Consider the following 14,087-nt stretch of genomic DNA (forward strand, 5'->3'; position numbering starts at 1 on the left):
CCGGTCGCAAGCCCCTGCGACATGGCCAAGAATTTTCCCCGTTCGCCCTGCCCCATCGACCCTAGCCAATCAAGCGTCCAACCTTATCCCACAAGCCGAACGCGGCGAGATCATTGAAAGTTACGACGATCATCAGCCCGAGCAGGAATGCGAGCCCGCCACGAAGCGCCCATTCCGTCACGCGCGGGCTGACCGGCTTGCGTCGGACGCCCTCGATGGCGGTCAACACGAGGTGCCCGCCATCGAGCGCCGGGACTGGCAAGAGGTTGATGAACCCGAGATTTATGGAGAAGAATGCGATCAGCTGGACGAAGTCGATCAGGCTGATCGACGCCTGCTGTCCCGCGATCTGCGCCATTCTCAGCGGGCCGCCGAGCTCACTCACCGGCCGCCGCCCGGTGACGATCTGTGCTAGGCCATCCCACGTCGCCGTAATCATCGCCCCGACATAGCTGGTCGCCAGCGGGACAATTCGCGCCGCGGGCACTGGTTTCACCTCGGGTACGCCGCCGCCGATTCCGAGCCGGCCGACGCGATATTCCTGACCGAAACGGTCGCGTTCGACGGCCGTGGCAAGGGTGGCGCGGCGCACTTCGCTGCGGCCGTTGCGGACCAGCTCGATCTCGACCGTCTCGCCTGGACGCAGGCTTACCGTGCGGAAGATGTCCTCGAAGGTCGGCGTGTCCCGGCCGGCGACAGTGACGATCCGGTCGCCGGGCTGAAGCCCCGCCTGAGCTGCCGCGCTGCCTGGAACTATGCTGCCGATGCGCGACGAGGTAGCGGGCGCGCCATAAGCCGCGAAGAAAGCCGCGAAGATCGCAATTGCGAGGAGAAAATTGGCGACAGGTCCGGCGAGCACGATGAGGAAGCGTTGCCACGGCGGCCGGCTGTCGAAGGCAGCTCCCGACGCGCCGGCGTTGTCGTCGTCCTTGGTCAGCGAGGTCGGGTCGGCGTCTCCGACAAACTTGACGTAGCCGCCGAGCGGTAGCCAGCCGATCCGCCACCGTGTGCCGCGGCGGTCGGTCCAGCCGCCGACTTCGCGTCCGAAGCCGATCGAGAATTGCTCGGCGCCGACCCCGAACAAGCGCGCCACCCAGTAGTGGCCCAGCTCGTGGACGATCACCAGCGGCCCGATCGCGCCGAGGAAGGCGACGATGATGAGCCAGACGGGCGGTTGCGAGAGCATCAGGCGGCGCGCTCTACCAGATGCTGTTCGGCGCGGCCACGCGCGGCGCGGTCGAGGGCGATCACCTCGGCAATCGATCCGGGCGCCTCGTCGCGGCTGGCGGCGAGCGCGTCGGCGACCAGTTCAGCGATGGCGCCGAAGGTGATACGCCCGGCGAGGAAGGCGGCAACCGCGATTTCATTCGTGGCGTTGAGGACGATCGGCGCTGCGCCGCCCTGGTCCAGCGCCTGGCGGGCCAGCCGCAGCGCCGGGAAGCGCTCGATGTCCGGCGCTTCAAACTCGAGCGGCGGGCAGCGGGTGAGGTCGAGCCGATCGGCGCCGCTGGCGACCCGCTCCGGCCAGGCTAGGGTGTGGGCGATAGGGATGCGCATGTCGGCCGAGCCCATTTGCGCGAGGACCGAGCCGTCGGTGAATTCGACCATCGAGTGAACGATCGACTGGGGGTGGACGACGATGTCGATGCACTCGCCGGGGAGGCCGAAGAGGTGGTGCGCCTCGATCAGCTCGAGGCCCTTGTTCATCATCGTCGCGCTGTCGACACTGATCTTGGCGCCCATCGACCAATTGGGGTGCGCCACCGCCTGCGCCGGGGTGGCAGTGGACATTGCAGTGGTTTCCCAAGTGCGGAACGGGCCGCCGCTGGCGGTCAGGACAAGTCTTCGCACGTCGTCGCAACGGCGCGAGCCAAGGCACTGGAATATGGCGTTGTGCTCGCTGTCGACCGGGAGGATCGCCGACCCCGAGCGATCCGCGGCGGTCATCATCAGCGAACCGGCGGTGACGAGCGCTTCCTTGTTCGCGAGGGCAACCGTCCGCCCCGCCTCGACCGCAGCCATCACCGGTTCGAGCCCGGCGCAGCCAACGATCGCGGCCATCACCCACTCCGCCTCCCCCGCCGCCGCCTCGGCAAGGCCGGACGGACCGGCAGCTGCGCGGCAATCGCTGCCGGCGAGCGCCTGTTGCAGCTCGGCGTAGCGGTTTTCGTCGGAAATCACCGCCAATGACGCGTTCGTTCGGCGCGCGGCTGCGGCCAGCGCCTCGACATTAGACGCGGCGGTCAGCGCGACCACGCGGTAGCGATCGGGATGGCGCTCGACGATGTCGAGGGTCGAGGTGCCGACCGAGCCGGTGGCGCCGAGGATCGAGACGGTCTTCATACCACGCCGCCGAGCACCAGCGCGGCGGTGATCACCGCGACCGGCACCAGCCCGTCGAGCCGGTCGAGCAGGCCGCCGTGGCCGGGCAGCCAGGTGCCACTGTCCTTGACCCCGGCGCGGCGCTTCATCCAGCTTTCGAACAGATCGCCGGCCTGCGCCGCGACCGCCATTAACGGACCGACGAGGATCAGCACCTGCGGCAGGTGCATCGCCTGGACCCAGGCGAAGCCGGCCAGACCGGCGCTGACGATGCCCCCGGCGAGGCCGGCGATGGTCTTGTTGGGGCTGATCGACGGCGCCAGCTTGGGCCCGCCGATGGCGCGACCGGCGAAATAGGCGCCGATGTCCGTCGCCCAGGTGACGATGAACACCCACAGCAGCAGCTCGAACCCGATCGACTGGCCGTCAACCGCGGCGCGATCGCGGATCCACAACAAAGCGAGCGCGGGCAGGAGGGCGTAGATAAAGCCGCCGACGCTCCAGCCGAACCCCCAGCCGGCGGCGATCCGGCGCCATTCGGCCAGCATCACGACGGACGCCAGCGCGACGAGCACGGCAAAGACGTATCCGCCGAGGAAAGCGGCGACGAGCGCGATCAGGATCAGCAGCAAGCCGCTCAGCGTGCGCACGGCAAGATCGCTCATCGGCCGCCGAACCGGCGCTGGCGGCGGGCGAACTCGGCCAAGGCGGACTTGAGCTCGTCGCCGCCGAAATCGGGCCACAGAGTCTCGACGAACAACAGTTCCGCATAGGCTGATTGCCACAACAAGAAATTGCTCAGGCGCACTTCGCCCGAAGTACGGATGAGCAAATCGAGCGGCGGCAGGCCGGCGGTCTGCATCAGCCCATCGATGCGCTGCTCGTCGATCTCGGCAGGGTCGAGCGTCCCGGAGACGGCCTGTTCGGCGAGGCGCCGCGCGGCGGTCGCGAATTCGGCGCGCGAGCCATAGTTGAGCGCGACGACGAGGGTCAGCCGGTCGTTGGCTGCGGTCTGCGCGACCGCGCGCTCGAGCTTGGCGACCAGCTTGGGACCGAACGGCGACGGATCGCCGATCAGCCGGAGCCGCACGCCCTCGCTCGCCAGCTCGTCGAGCTCGCGCTCGATGTAATAGAGCATCAGGCCCTTGAGGTCGCTGACCTCCTCTTCCGAGCGCCGCCAATTCTCCGACGAGAAGGCGTAGAGGGTGAGCACTTCGACCCCGGCCTCGACCGCGGCGCGGAGCGTCCGGCGGACCGCCTCGGCGCCGGCGCGATGGCCGGCCGAACGCGGCAGGCCGCGGGCGGCGGCCCAGCGGCCATTGCCGTCCATGATGATCGCCACGTGGCGCGCGGTGGGTGCGCCAGCGCCCCCTGCCCCGACCGGCCTGAGCTTGTCGAAGGCCTGCACTTGAGTCACTAAGCGTTGCTCGAGGAAGTACAGCCCTTCGACAAGCTGAGGGCGTACGGATATTGGGGGAGCATCCGAAGCTGCTCGGAGTGTGAACGGGCCGAGATCCTCACTTCCCGAGGATTTCCTGTTCCTTGGCGCTGGCGGTCGAATCGATGTCCCTGATGGTGTCGTCGGTCAGCTTCTGGACCTCGGCGTCGAGCCGTTTGTGCTCGTCCTCGCTGATTTCCTTCTTCTTCTCGTCCTGCTTCAGATGATCCATGCCGTCGCGGCGGACGTTGCGGACGGCGATGCGCGCCTTTTCGGCATATTGGCCGACCAGCTTGGCAAGCTCCTTACGGCGCTCCTCGGTGAGGTCGGGGATCGGCAGGCGAATGAGCTGGCCGTCGGTGATCGGGTTGAGCCCGAGGCCGGCCGAGCGGATCGCCTTTTCGACCGGCTGGACGTTGGAGCGATCCCACACCTGGACCGAGATCAGGCGCGGCTCGGGCACCTGGACAGTGGCGAGCTGATTGAGCGGCATGTTGGCGCCATAGACCTCGACCTGGATCGGATCGAGCAAGGCGGTCGAGGCACGGCCGGTGCGCAAGCCGCCGAGGTCGTGCTTGAGCGCCTCCACCGCGCCATGCATGCGGCGCTGGATGTCGGCCTTGTCGTAACTGGGCATGTCCCTACTCCTCGTTGGTGACGATCGTCGCGGTCCCGTCACCGGCCAGCACGCGGGCGAGATTGCCCGGCTGGCGGATGTTGAACACGACGATCGGAATGTCGTTATCGCGGCACAAGGCGACGGCGGCGGCGTCCATCACCCGCAGATCGTCACCGAGCACCCGGTCGTAGCCGATCGAATCGTAGCGCTTCGCCGAGGCGTTGGCCTTGGGATCGCTGTCGTACACCCCGTCGACGCTGGTGCCCTTGAACAAGGCGTCGCAGCGCATTTCGGCGGCTCGCAAGGCGGCGCCGGTGTCGGTCGTGAAATAGGGGCTTCCGACGCCCGCGGCGAAGATCACCACCCGGCCCTTGGCGAGATGGCGCTCGGCGCGGCGGCGGATCACCGGCTCGCACACCTGGTCCATCTTGATCGCGGACTGAACCCGGGTCTCGACTCCCAATTGCTCAAGCGCATTCTGCATGGCGAGCGCGTTCATCACCGTCGCGAGCATGCCCATATAGTCGGCCTGGGCGCGGTCCATGCCCTTGGCTGCACCGGCCATGCCACGGAAGATGTTGCCGCCGCCGATGACCAGGCACAGTTCCATCCCGGCGGCGCGCGCGGCCTGCACTTCACCGGCGAGACTGGCAACGGTCGCGGGATCGATCCCGAACTGGCCGGGGCCCATCAGCGCCTCGCCCGACAGCTTGAGCAGGATGCGGTGGAAGCGGGGGCGGGCCATGGAAACTCCGGTTGGGGCGCGGCTCCACGCGCTTTAGGCAAGCTGGCCGGCATTTGCCAACCTTCTCGGGCGCTTCGCCGCCAGCTTGCGTTCGCGGGCCAATCGCCGCACCTTGGGCGCCGCCAGCAGGGGGCGAGCATTTGGCCAATGTGTTCCTGAGCTACGACCACGACGACATCGGCCTCGCCCGGCCGCTGGCGGCGGCGCTGGAAAAGGCCGGGCACATTGTCTGGTACGACCGCCACATCCAGGGCGGCGCGCAATACAGCCGCAAGATCGAGCAGGCCCTGGACGAGGCCGATGCGGTGATCGTGCTGTGGAGCGCGCATTCGCTCGACAGCCCGTGGGTGCGCGACGAGGCGGCGGAGGGGCGCGACCGCGGCAAGCTGATCCCGCTGACAGTGGCCGGCGTGACCCCGCCGATGGGCTTCCGCCAGTTTCAGACGATCGACCTGGGCGGCTGGAGCGGGCGCGGCAAGGTGCCCAAACTAACGCAACTGATCGAGGCGGTCGAAGGGCAAGCGCCGGACGGGCCGGAGGACGCCGAGGCGGCGCCGAGGACGCGGCGGCGGGTGGTCGCGGAGGACGATGCCGGGGCTTCGTCGCGGTGGATGAAGCTGGCGGCGATCGCTGCCCTGCTGCTCGCGATCGGCGCGGCAGTGTGGTGGTGGATTGGGCGAAGCGCGATGCCGGTGGTGGCGGTGGCCGCCGCCGACCCCTCCCCGCGCTCGCAGGCCGCGGCCGGCGACCTCTACGTCAAGCTCGGCAGCCTGGCCCAGATCGGCGACGGCAAGTGGCAGCTGGTAGACGGCCAAGCGGGCAAGAGGGCCGATCTCGAATTCCGCACATCCGACAGCGGCGCCGGAGGGGAGCCGCGCGCCAACCTCGTGCTGCTCGACGGCAAGCGCGACGTGCTGCTGTGGTCGCGGGAGTTCGCGGTTCCGGGCGGAGCGCTGGCCGACCTGCGCCAGCAATTGTCGCTGACCGCCGGGCGAGTGCTTGGTTGTGCGCTCGAAGCGCGCGACTCGGGCGGTCTCAAGACCGACCTGCTGAAGCGCTTTCTCGACGCCTGCGCGATCGCCGCCGAAGCGAGTGTCGACGACCCTAGCCGGCTGATCGCGATCCTGCGCTCGATCGTGACCGCCGAGCTCGACTTCACGCCGGCCTGGAGCCTGCTGCTGCAGGCGGACGCGATCGCCTATGACCTAGGTGACCTGGGGGTCGGCGATCGCGGAGCGCTCGAGCGGGCGCTCAAAGCCGACATCGCGGCGGCCAAGAAAATCGATCCCGACATGCCCGCCGTCACGCTGGCGGAGGTCACGCTAGCGCCGCGGACGGACTATGGCGGGGCGCTCGACCGCCTCAGCCGGGCGGCGACAAATGCGCCGAATGACGCGCGCGTCCAGGCGGCGCTGAGCGGCGCGCTGCTTCAGGTCGGACGGATGGAGGATGCGTTGCGGGCGGCCGAGCTGGCGGCGAAGCTCGATCCGCTGTCGCCGACCCACGAGACGAGCCTGATCCTGGCGATGGCCTATGCCGGGCGGGTCGACGATGCCCGGCGCGAGCTCGACCGGTTTGCACGACAGTGGGCTGGTACCGGCGCGCTGCGCGATGCCATGTGGGCCTTTCATTTGCGGTTCGGCGATCCGGACGTGGCCCAGCGTTTTGCGCCGCACGAGGCCGGCGAGGGATTGCGCATCTACCTCCAGGCGCGACGGACCCGCTCAGCGCAGGATGTCGGCCGGGTAATCGAAGTGATCGAGCGCGAACGAGCGCCTGCCGATCGACACCGGGCTTACGGCTGGGCGGTCTACGCGCTGGGCGAGTTCGGACGGGTCGACGAGGCGCTCGCGTGGATCGCGGAGATGCCGACCGAGAAGGTGGCGAAAGACGCCTACCTCCTGTTCCGCGCGCCGATGGCACCGCTGCGCGCCGACCCGCGCTTCATGGCTGTCGCCAAGCGCATCGGCTTGCTCGGTTATTGGCAGAAGAGCGGCGAGTGGCCGGACTTCTGCACCGATCCGAAGCTTCCCTACGACTGTCGGACCGAAGGGCAAAAGCTGGGCTGAATGCGCAGAAGGGCGAGGCCTTTCGGCCCCGCCCTTCCCGTGTGCCGTTGATGAAGGCCTAGGCGACCGGCTGGGGGACGCCCGAGGCGGCGGCGACTTCGGCGGCGAAGTCGTCCTGCTTCTTCTCGATACCCTCGCCGAGCTGGAAGCGCTTGAACGCCTTCAAGTGCACCGGCTGGCCGCAATCCTTGCCGCACTGGGCGACGACGTCGCTGACCGGGGTCTTGTTGTCCATGACGAACAGCTGGCTGAGGAGCGCGCTTTCCTTCTTGAACTTGGCGATCGCGCCGTCGACCATCTTCTCGACGATGTTGGCCGGCTTGCCGCTCTCCTTGGCCTTCTCGGCAGCGATCGCGCGCTCGCGCTCGAGGAGCTCGGCGTCGAGCTCGTCGGCGTCGAGGGCGAGCGGGTTGGCGGCGGCGATGTGCATCGCCAGCTGTTTGCCGAGCTGCTGCAGGGTGTCGGCCGGGGCCGAGCCTTCAAGCGCGACGAGCACGCCGATCTTGCCCATTCCGGGCGCCGCGGCGTTGTGGACGTAGCTGACGACCGCGCCCTCGGCGACCTCGAGCACCGCGGTGCGGCGCAGCGACTGGTTCTCGCCGATGGTGGCGATGTTGTCGGTCAGCTTCTGCTCGACCGTCCCGCCGCCCGGATAGGCCGCGGACTTGAGCGCGTCGATGTCGCCGTCGGTGGCGAGCGCGAGCTTGCTGACTTCGCGCACGAAGTCCTGGAACTGCTCGTTCTTGGCAACGAAATCGGTCTCCGAATTGACCTCGACGACGGCGCCGCGGGTGCCTTCGACGGCGACCCCGACGAGGCCCTCGGCGGCGGTTCGGCCGGCCTTCTTGGCGGCGGCCGCGAGGCCCTTGGTGCGCAGCCAGTCGATAGCCGCTTCCATGTCGCCATTGGTCTCGGCGAGCGCCTTCTTGCAATCCATCATTCCGGCGCCGGTGCGCTCGCGCAGCTCCTTGACCGAAGCAGCGGTGATCTCAGCCATGATTTGGCTCCTCAAGATGTAAAAGTTACACTTCGAGCGCGGCTTCGGCGGGCGGCTCGGCCATCGCGCCGATGTCCTCGCCACGCGCGACCTGCTCGCCGGTCTTGCCGGCCTGGCAAGCGCTGGCGATCGCCTCGCAATAGAGGCGGATGGCGCGGCTGGCGTCGTCGTTGCCGGGAACCGGAAAGGCGATCCCGCTCGGGTCCGAATTGGAATCGAGGATCGCGACGACCGGGATGCCGAGCACGTTGGCTTCCTTGATCGCCAGCTCTTCCTTGTTGGAATCGATGACGAACATAACGTCGGGCAGGCCGCCCATGTCGCGGATCCCGCCGAGGCTCTTCTCGAGCTTGTCGCGCTCGCGGGTGAGCTGCAGCACTTCCTTCTTGGTGAGGCCGGCGGTGTCGCCCGACAGCTGCTCCTCGAGGCTCTTGAAGCGCTTGATCGAGTTGGAGATGGTCTTCCAGTTGGTCAGCATGCCGCCGAGCCAGCGATGGTTGACGAAATGCTGGCCCGACGCGCGCGCCGCATCGGCGATCGGGTCGGCCGCCTGGCGCTTGGTGCCGACGAACAGCACCTTGCCGCCGCGCGCCGCGGTCTGCTGGACGAAATCGAGCGCGCGCGCAAACAGCGGCACCGACTGCGACAGATCGATAATGTGGACGCCGTTGCGATCGCCGAAAATATACGGCTTCATGCGCGGGTTCCAACGGTGAGTCTGGTGGCCGAAATGTGCTCCGGCCTCGAGCAATTGCTGCATGGTGACGACGGGAGTCGCCATGTCATTTCTCCTTCGCGGTTAACCCTCGGCGAACCCAAGTCATCCCGGTCGCCCGGGACACCGCTATGTGCGGATTCGCCTGTGGAATGGCGCGCCCCTAGCCCGTGCCGTGGCGCATTGCAAGCGGTCGGATGCGCTTGACAAACGAGAACATAGGAGGAACATTGGGGCATCGGACGTGCAGAATGCGCGGAAATGGAACGATTTCCTCCCAGCGCGGTTTGGCGTCGTAACGAAGGAACGAACCATGACCTTTGCGCTCGCGACCGCCTTCTTCCTCTCCATCGCCTGGATGATCATCGTCGCGCTCGCCGCGACGTTCGAAGGCAAGGGCCAGCGGATCCGCGCCGCGCTCACCGGCCGGGTGCCCCAGCCGCTGCCGCCGGTCCACGCTCGCTTCGCCCTTCGCTATCCGCTGCGCCGCGCCGAGCGCGCGGTCATGCGGCCGCGGATGCGCGCCGCCGCTTGACCCGCCCGTAGGCGGCAATGCTGAACGGAATCATCAGCAAATAAAGCGCCGAGATTGCCAGCAACGTCAGCCACGGCTCGTTGAGCAGGGCGGCGCCGAGCAGCACCACGCCGGCCAGCGCCGGAAGCCGCCAGGTGCGCCGCACCCGAAGCGAGGTCCACGTAAAGGTCGGCAGGCTGCTGATCATCAGACCGGCGACGAACAGCGTCCACGGCATGACCAGGGTCCAGCTGCGGAAGAGGTCGTTGCCCGTCACCAGCCACAGGAACAAGGGCACGAAGGCGAGGCCCGCCCCGACCGGCGCGGGAACGCCGGTGTTGAAACCGGCCGACTTGTGCGGCTGGTCGTCATTGTCGATCCGCGCGTTGAAGCGCGCGAGGCGCAGCGCGCAGCATACCGCCAAGGCGAGCGCCACCGTCCAGCCGAACTTGGGCGCGAACTGGAGCGACCAGAAGAACATGATCAGCGCCGGCGCGGTGCCGAAGGCGATATTGTCGCTCAGGCTGTCGAGCTCGGCCCCGAACTTGCTTTGCGCACGCAGCAGCCGGGCGACCCGGCCGTCCATTCCGTCGAGCACCCCGGCGAGGATGATGAAGGTCAGCGCGCGCTCCCAATCCTCGACGAAGCCGTAGCGCACGCCGGTGAGGCCGCAGCACAAAGCGAGCGCGGTGATGGCGTTGGGCGGAAAGGCGCGGAACGGCAGGCCGGCGCGGGCCGGCGGCGCGGTCACTGGCTCGACCCGGCGCGCTGCGGATCGACCCCGAGTTCGCCGAGCACGGTCTCGCCGGCGATGGTCCGCTGGCCGAGCAGTACCTGGCTGCCGGTGCCGGCGGGCAGGAACACGTCGACCCGGCTGCCGAAGCGGATCAGGCCGACGCGTTGGCCGGCGGCGACCCGGTCGCCCTCGGCGACGAAGGCGAGGATTCGGCGCGCGACGAGCCCGGCGATCTGGGTGAAGGCGATTCTCGTCCCGTCCTCGCGCTCGACCAGGAAGTGCTGGCGCTCATTGTCCTCGCTCGCCTTGTCGAGATCGGCATTGAGGAACTTGCCGGGAATGTAGGCGATGCGGCGGATCGTGCCGGCGACCGGCGAGCGGTTGATGTGGACATCGAACACGCTCATGAAAATCGACACGCGGGTGAACTCGCCGGCCATCCCCTCCCCGGCCAGCTCGGGCGGAGCGGGGACGCGCACGATCATCGTCACCAGCCCGTCGGCGGGCGCGACGATCAGCTTCGGGTCGACCGGCGTGGTGCGCACCGGGTCGCGGAAAAAGGTCGCGACCCAGATCGTCAGGCCGACCAGCAGCCAGCCGAACGCATCGGGCAGCGCCCAGAAGCCGACCAGCGCGAAGAAGGCGGCGATCATGGTGTATTTGCGGCCCTCGGGGTGGACCGAGGGGAAGCGCCATTTGACCGCGGTCAGCTGGCTGTCGGGATTGTCGATGGCGGGCATGGCGTCCTCTTATCGGCGCTCGCCCGGTGGGGCAATGCGGGCGGTTGCCTTGGCCACCGCCGCCGCCTAATCCGCGCTCGAAATCTGCAAGGACTAGAGGCGCATGGCCAAGATCAAGGTGAAGAACCCGATCGTCGAGCTCGACGGCGACGAGATGACCCGCATCATCTGGCAATGGATCCGCGAGCGGCTGATCCTGCCCTATCTCGACGTCGACCTGAAATATTACGACCTCGGGATCGAGCATCGCGACGCGACCGATGACCAGGTGACGATCGATAGCGCCAATGCGATCAAGCAGTACGGCGTCGGCGTGAAGTGCGCGACGATCACGCCGGACGAGGCGCGGGTCGAGGAATTCAAGCTCAAGAAGATGTGGAAGTCGCCCAACGGGACGATCCGCAACATCCTGGGCGGGGTCGTATTCCGCGAGCCGATCGTGATTTCCAACGTGCCGCGCATCATTCCCGGCTGGACCGACCCGATCGTGGTCGGCCGCCATGCCTTCGGCGACCAGTATAAGGCGACCGACTTCAAGGTGCCGGGCAAGGGCAAGCTGACCATGAAGTGGGTCGGCGAGGACGGCGAGACGATCGAGCACGAGGTGTTCGACTTCCCCGACGCCGGCGTGGCGATGGGCATGTACAATCTCGACGCCAGCATCCGCGACTTCGCCCGGGCCTGCTTCAACTTCGGCCTGCAGCGCGGCTGGCCGGTCTATCTCAGCACCAAGAACACCATCCTCAAGGCCTATGACGGCCGCTTCAAGGACATCTTCCAGGAGATTTTCGATAGCGAATTCAAGGCCGACTTCGACAAGGCTGGCATCGAATACCAGCATCGCCTGATCGACGACATGGTCGCCAGCGCGCTGAAATGGAGCGGCAAGTTCGTGTGGGCGTGCAAGAATTACGACGGCGACGTGCAGTCGGACCAGGTCGCGCAGGGCTTCGGCTCCTTGGGCCTGATGACCTCGATCCTGATGACTCCGGACGGCAAGACGGTCGAGGCCGAGGCGGCGCACGGCACGGTGACGCGTCACTATCGCCAGCACCAGCAGGGCAAGGCGACCTCGACCAACCCGATCGCCTCGATCTTCGCCTGGACCGGCGGGCTGAAGTTCCGTGGGCGTATCGACGAGACGCCGGACGTGGTGCGCTTCGCCGAGACGCTCGAGCGGGTGTGCATCGAGACGGTCGAGAGCGGGGCGATGACCAAGGATCTGGCGCTCTTGGTTGGTCCCGAGCAGGCGTGGATGACGACCGAGCAATTCTTCGAGGCGGTGCGGGCCAACCTCGAGACGGCGATGGCCGGGCAAGCCGCGAGCGAGCCGACCGCGGCATGACCCGGTCGGCTGGCCGGCTGGTCAACCGCGGCCTGCTTGCCGCGGGGCTGCTGTTCGGCTCGCCGCTGTTTGCGCCGCAATTGCTGGCGTTTCCGCACCATGCGCGGTCGGGCGATTTGTCGGTCTATTCGGAAGTTCCGATCGACCGCGCGGCGCTCGATGCTGTGGCGCGCAGGAGCGCGGCGTTGGTTGCGGCAAGCCCCCTCGCCCGCTCCAGCGAGCCGCGGCGCGTATTCCTGACCAGTGGCGGCTGGCGGTGGCGGTGGCTGGCGGTGCGTTTCCCCTATTCCTTCGCCGTGTCGCGCCCGTTCACCGAGCCTTTGATCTTCAACCGCAGCAGCATCGCGCGCGACTGGGTGCATGCCGGCGGCACGACCGTGCGCAGCCTGTCGGGGACGATTGCCCACGAGACCTGCCACGGCATGATCCGCCGCGAGTTCGGGCTGTCAGCCGACTGGACCAAGCCGATGTGGCTGCGCGAGGGCTATTGCGATTTCGTCGCTGACGAGAGCGCGCTCGACCAGGCCCGTGCGGACGAAATGCGCAGGACCGATCCCGGCCATCGCTCACTGGCCTATTACGACGGGCGGCGGCGGGTCGCGGCCGAGCTTGCGCGCAATGGCGGCGACGTCCGCGCGCTCTTCGCGGCTTATTAGGCGACGGGCGAGCGCACCCGCTCGCGCCGGACGCCGAGGCCGACCAAGCGGCCGGGAATTCGGCGCAGCAGCGGGAAACGGTCGAGCAGCCGAATTGCCAGCGGGGCCTGGGCGAGCGGTGCTCCGGGTTGCAGCAACTTGCCGATGAAATTGTCCTGCGCCGCTTTCTGGCCGGCCTGGATGACTCGCGTCGGCAACGCGCGGCGGCGCTGGACCTGATCGAGCAAAGGATCGACCGGTTCTTTCCGCGCGAGCGGTTCGGCGAGAATGTTGGCCGCGGCCACGGCGTCCTGGATGGCGAGGTTAATGCCGATCCCGCCGATCGGGCTCATCGCGTGGGCGGCGTCGCCGATCGCCAGCAGGCCGGGGCGGTGCCATGAGCGAAGCCGGTCGAGCGCCACGCTGAGCAAATGGAAATCCGCCCAGTCGTCGATCTCGCCCAGCTCGAGATCCGGCGCGGCGGCGCCGATCAGCGACCGGACATGGTCGAGGCCGCGCGCCTTGAGCGCTTCGGCACCGCCCTTGGGAATGACCAGCCCGCACTGCCAATAGTCGCCGCGGTCGATCAGCACGACGAGCCTGCCGCGCTCGAAGCTGCCGCGCAGCGCCCCTCCCCCCGGCACCCGCTTGGCGACCTGGAACCACAGGATGTCCATCGGTGCGCCGAGCGTCTCCACTTCGAGCATGCCGGTTCGGCGGACGATCGACGAGCGGCCGTCGGCGGCGATCGTCAGAGGCGCATGAAGCTCGCTGCCGTCGGCGAGGCGGACCCCCATGACCCGGCCGTCGCGCTCGATTAAGCCATCGACCGCGGCGTTCATGCTCAGCTCAAATCCGGGGAAGCTCCGAGCTTCGTCGCGCAGGAAGTCGAGGAATTCCCACTGCGGCATGAAGGCTATGAACGGCGCCGGCGTGGCGAGGTGCGACAGGTCGCCGATCGTCCAGTCGCGGCCGGCGATGCGCAGCTGGGCGCGGTCGACTCGGCTGTGGGGGCGCTCGAGGAAGCGCTCGAGCATCCCGAGCTGGTCGAGGATCTCCATCGTCGAGGGGTGGACGGTGTCGCCACGGAAATCGCGGAAGAAGTCAGCGTGCTTCTCGAGCACCCGGACCGAGACTCCGGCGCGGGCGAAGAGCAGGCCGGCCATCATCCCGGCCGGGCCCCCGCCGACGATGAGCACGTCCGCCATGCGC

Annotated in this window: 15 protein-coding genes; 4 read left to right on the forward strand and 11 right to left on the reverse strand. The window is 68.0% G+C overall.

Annotated features, from left to right (window positions below; all coding sequences use genetic code 11):
- Positions 1–61 precede the first annotated feature (61 nt).
- The 6 genes from D0Z60_RS04675 to pyrH form a co-directional block, all read right to left on the reverse strand.
- Positions 62–1,186: a M50 family metallopeptidase gene (locus tag D0Z60_RS04675; protein ID WP_118857173.1), complete on the reverse strand. Its 1,125-nt coding sequence runs from the start codon at positions 1,184–1,186 to the stop codon at positions 62–64.
- Positions 1,186–2,343 (reverse strand): 1-deoxy-D-xylulose-5-phosphate reductoisomerase, encoded by a 1,158-nt coding sequence (locus D0Z60_RS04680; protein WP_118857174.1) that lies wholly within the window; start codon positions 2,341–2,343, stop codon positions 1,186–1,188. Before D0Z60_RS04680 ends, D0Z60_RS04675 begins: the two co-directional genes overlap by 1 nt.
- Complete coding sequence (locus D0Z60_RS04685) at positions 2,340–2,987, reverse strand: phosphatidate cytidylyltransferase (RefSeq protein WP_118857175.1); 648 nt, start codon at positions 2,985–2,987, stop codon at positions 2,340–2,342. The genes D0Z60_RS04680 and D0Z60_RS04685 overlap by 4 nt, the downstream gene beginning before the upstream one ends.
- Complete coding sequence (uppS, locus tag D0Z60_RS04690) at positions 2,984–3,652, reverse strand: polyprenyl diphosphate synthase (RefSeq protein ID WP_118858440.1); 669 nt, start codon at positions 3,650–3,652, stop codon at positions 2,984–2,986. The genes D0Z60_RS04685 and uppS overlap by 4 nt, the downstream gene beginning before the upstream one ends.
- Positions 3,653–3,839: 187 nt before the next feature.
- Complete coding sequence (gene frr, locus D0Z60_RS04695) at positions 3,840–4,397, reverse strand: ribosome recycling factor (RefSeq protein ID WP_118857176.1); 558 nt, start codon at positions 4,395–4,397, stop codon at positions 3,840–3,842.
- A gap of 4 nt (positions 4,398–4,401) precedes the next feature.
- Positions 4,402–5,124 (reverse strand): UMP kinase, encoded by a 723-nt coding sequence (pyrH, locus tag D0Z60_RS04700; RefSeq protein WP_118857177.1) that lies wholly within the window; start codon positions 5,122–5,124, stop codon positions 4,402–4,404.
- 149 nt (positions 5,125–5,273) lie between these two features.
- On the opposite strand from pyrH, the gene D0Z60_RS04705 reads away from it, so the two are divergent.
- A complete protein-coding gene (locus tag D0Z60_RS04705; protein WP_240325645.1) occupies positions 5,274–7,193 on the forward strand; it encodes a TIR domain-containing protein in 1,920 nt (639 codons plus the stop codon).
- 58 nt (positions 7,194–7,251) lie between these two features.
- Here D0Z60_RS04705 and tsf read toward each other — a convergent pair whose 3' ends face one another.
- Positions 7,252–8,190, reverse strand: coding sequence for a translation elongation factor Ts (gene tsf, locus D0Z60_RS04710; protein ID WP_118857179.1), 939 nt, complete (start codon positions 8,188–8,190; stop codon positions 7,252–7,254).
- 25 nt (positions 8,191–8,215) lie between these two features.
- A complete protein-coding gene (gene rpsB, locus D0Z60_RS04715; RefSeq protein ID WP_118857180.1) occupies positions 8,216–8,971 on the reverse strand; it encodes a 30S ribosomal protein S2 in 756 nt (251 codons plus the stop codon).
- Positions 8,972–9,218: 247 nt separating this feature from the next.
- On the opposite strand from rpsB, the gene D0Z60_RS04720 reads away from it, so the two are divergent.
- On the forward strand, positions 9,219–9,440 hold the full coding sequence (locus tag D0Z60_RS04720) for a hypothetical protein (protein ID WP_118857181.1): 222 nt from the start codon (positions 9,219–9,221) through the stop codon (positions 9,438–9,440).
- Here D0Z60_RS04720 and D0Z60_RS04725 read toward each other — a convergent pair.
- Complete coding sequence (locus tag D0Z60_RS04725; protein ID WP_118857182.1) at positions 9,409–10,170, reverse strand: CDP-alcohol phosphatidyltransferase family protein; 762 nt, start codon at positions 10,168–10,170, stop codon at positions 9,409–9,411. The two genes, D0Z60_RS04720 and D0Z60_RS04725, sit on opposite strands and share 32 nt — an antisense overlap.
- Positions 10,167–10,895: a phosphatidylserine decarboxylase gene (locus D0Z60_RS04730; protein WP_118857183.1), complete on the reverse strand. Its 729-nt coding sequence runs from the start codon at positions 10,893–10,895 to the stop codon at positions 10,167–10,169. The genes D0Z60_RS04725 and D0Z60_RS04730 overlap by 4 nt, the downstream gene beginning before the upstream one ends.
- Positions 10,896–10,998: 103 nt before the next feature.
- Here D0Z60_RS04730 and D0Z60_RS04735 point away from each other — a divergent pair, with 103 nt between their 5' ends.
- A complete protein-coding gene (locus tag D0Z60_RS04735; protein ID WP_118857184.1) occupies positions 10,999–12,240 on the forward strand; it encodes an NADP-dependent isocitrate dehydrogenase in 1,242 nt (413 codons plus the stop codon).
- On the forward strand, positions 12,237–12,896 hold the full coding sequence (locus tag D0Z60_RS04740; RefSeq protein WP_118857185.1) for a hypothetical protein: 660 nt from the start codon (positions 12,237–12,239) through the stop codon (positions 12,894–12,896). The genes D0Z60_RS04735 and D0Z60_RS04740 overlap by 4 nt, the downstream gene beginning before the upstream one ends.
- Here D0Z60_RS04740 and D0Z60_RS04745 read toward each other — a convergent pair.
- Positions 12,893–14,083 (reverse strand): FAD-dependent oxidoreductase, encoded by a 1,191-nt coding sequence (locus tag D0Z60_RS04745; protein ID WP_118857186.1) that lies wholly within the window; start codon positions 14,081–14,083, stop codon positions 12,893–12,895. The two genes, D0Z60_RS04740 and D0Z60_RS04745, sit on opposite strands and share 4 nt — an antisense overlap.
- Positions 14,084–14,087: the final 4 nt, after the last annotated feature.

Origin of the sequence: Sphingomonas mesophila (assembly GCF_003499275.1) — a bacterium.
Taxonomy (GTDB): Bacteria; Pseudomonadota; Alphaproteobacteria; order Sphingomonadales; family Sphingomonadaceae; genus Sphingomicrobium; species Sphingomicrobium mesophilum.

What these genes read in the sequence shown, in the direction of transcription:
- D0Z60_RS04730 (WP_118857183.1), bottom strand. Translation starts at nt 10,895, where the DNA reads ATGCCCGCCATCGACAATCCCGACAGCCAGCTGACCGCGGTCAAATGG.
- frr (WP_118857176.1), bottom strand. Translation starts at nt 4,397, where the DNA reads ATGCCCAGTTACGACAAGGCCGACATCCAGCGCCGCATGCATGGCGCG.
- D0Z60_RS04680 (WP_118857174.1), bottom strand. Translation starts at nt 2,343, where the DNA reads ATGAAGACCGTCTCGATCCTCGGCGCCACCGGCTCGGTCGGCACCTCG.
- D0Z60_RS04685 (WP_118857175.1), bottom strand. Translation starts at nt 2,987, where the DNA reads ATGAGCGATCTTGCCGTGCGCACGCTGAGCGGCTTGCTGCTGATCCTG.
- rpsB (WP_118857180.1), bottom strand. Translation starts at nt 8,971, where the DNA reads ATGGCGACTCCCGTCGTCACCATGCAGCAATTGCTCGAGGCCGGAGCA.
- D0Z60_RS04745 (WP_118857186.1), bottom strand. Translation starts at nt 14,083, where the DNA reads ATGGCGGACGTGCTCATCGTCGGCGGGGGCCCGGCCGGGATGATGGCC.
- pyrH (WP_118857177.1), bottom strand. Translation starts at nt 5,124, where the DNA reads ATGGCCCGCCCCCGCTTCCACCGCATCCTGCTCAAGCTGTCGGGCGAG.
- uppS (WP_118858440.1), bottom strand. Translation starts at nt 3,652, where the DNA reads ATGGACGGCAATGGCCGCTGGGCCGCCGCCCGCGGCCTGCCGCGTTCG.
- D0Z60_RS04720 (WP_118857181.1), top strand. Translation starts at nt 9,219, where the DNA reads ATGACCTTTGCGCTCGCGACCGCCTTCTTCCTCTCCATCGCCTGGATG.
- tsf (WP_118857179.1), bottom strand. Translation starts at nt 8,190, where the DNA reads ATGGCTGAGATCACCGCTGCTTCGGTCAAGGAGCTGCGCGAGCGCACC.
- D0Z60_RS04735 (WP_118857184.1), top strand. Translation starts at nt 10,999, where the DNA reads ATGGCCAAGATCAAGGTGAAGAACCCGATCGTCGAGCTCGACGGCGAC.
- D0Z60_RS04740 (WP_118857185.1), top strand. Translation starts at nt 12,237, where the DNA reads ATGACCCGGTCGGCTGGCCGGCTGGTCAACCGCGGCCTGCTTGCCGCG.
- D0Z60_RS04675 (WP_118857173.1), bottom strand. Translation starts at nt 1,186, where the DNA reads ATGCTCTCGCAACCGCCCGTCTGGCTCATCATCGTCGCCTTCCTCGGC.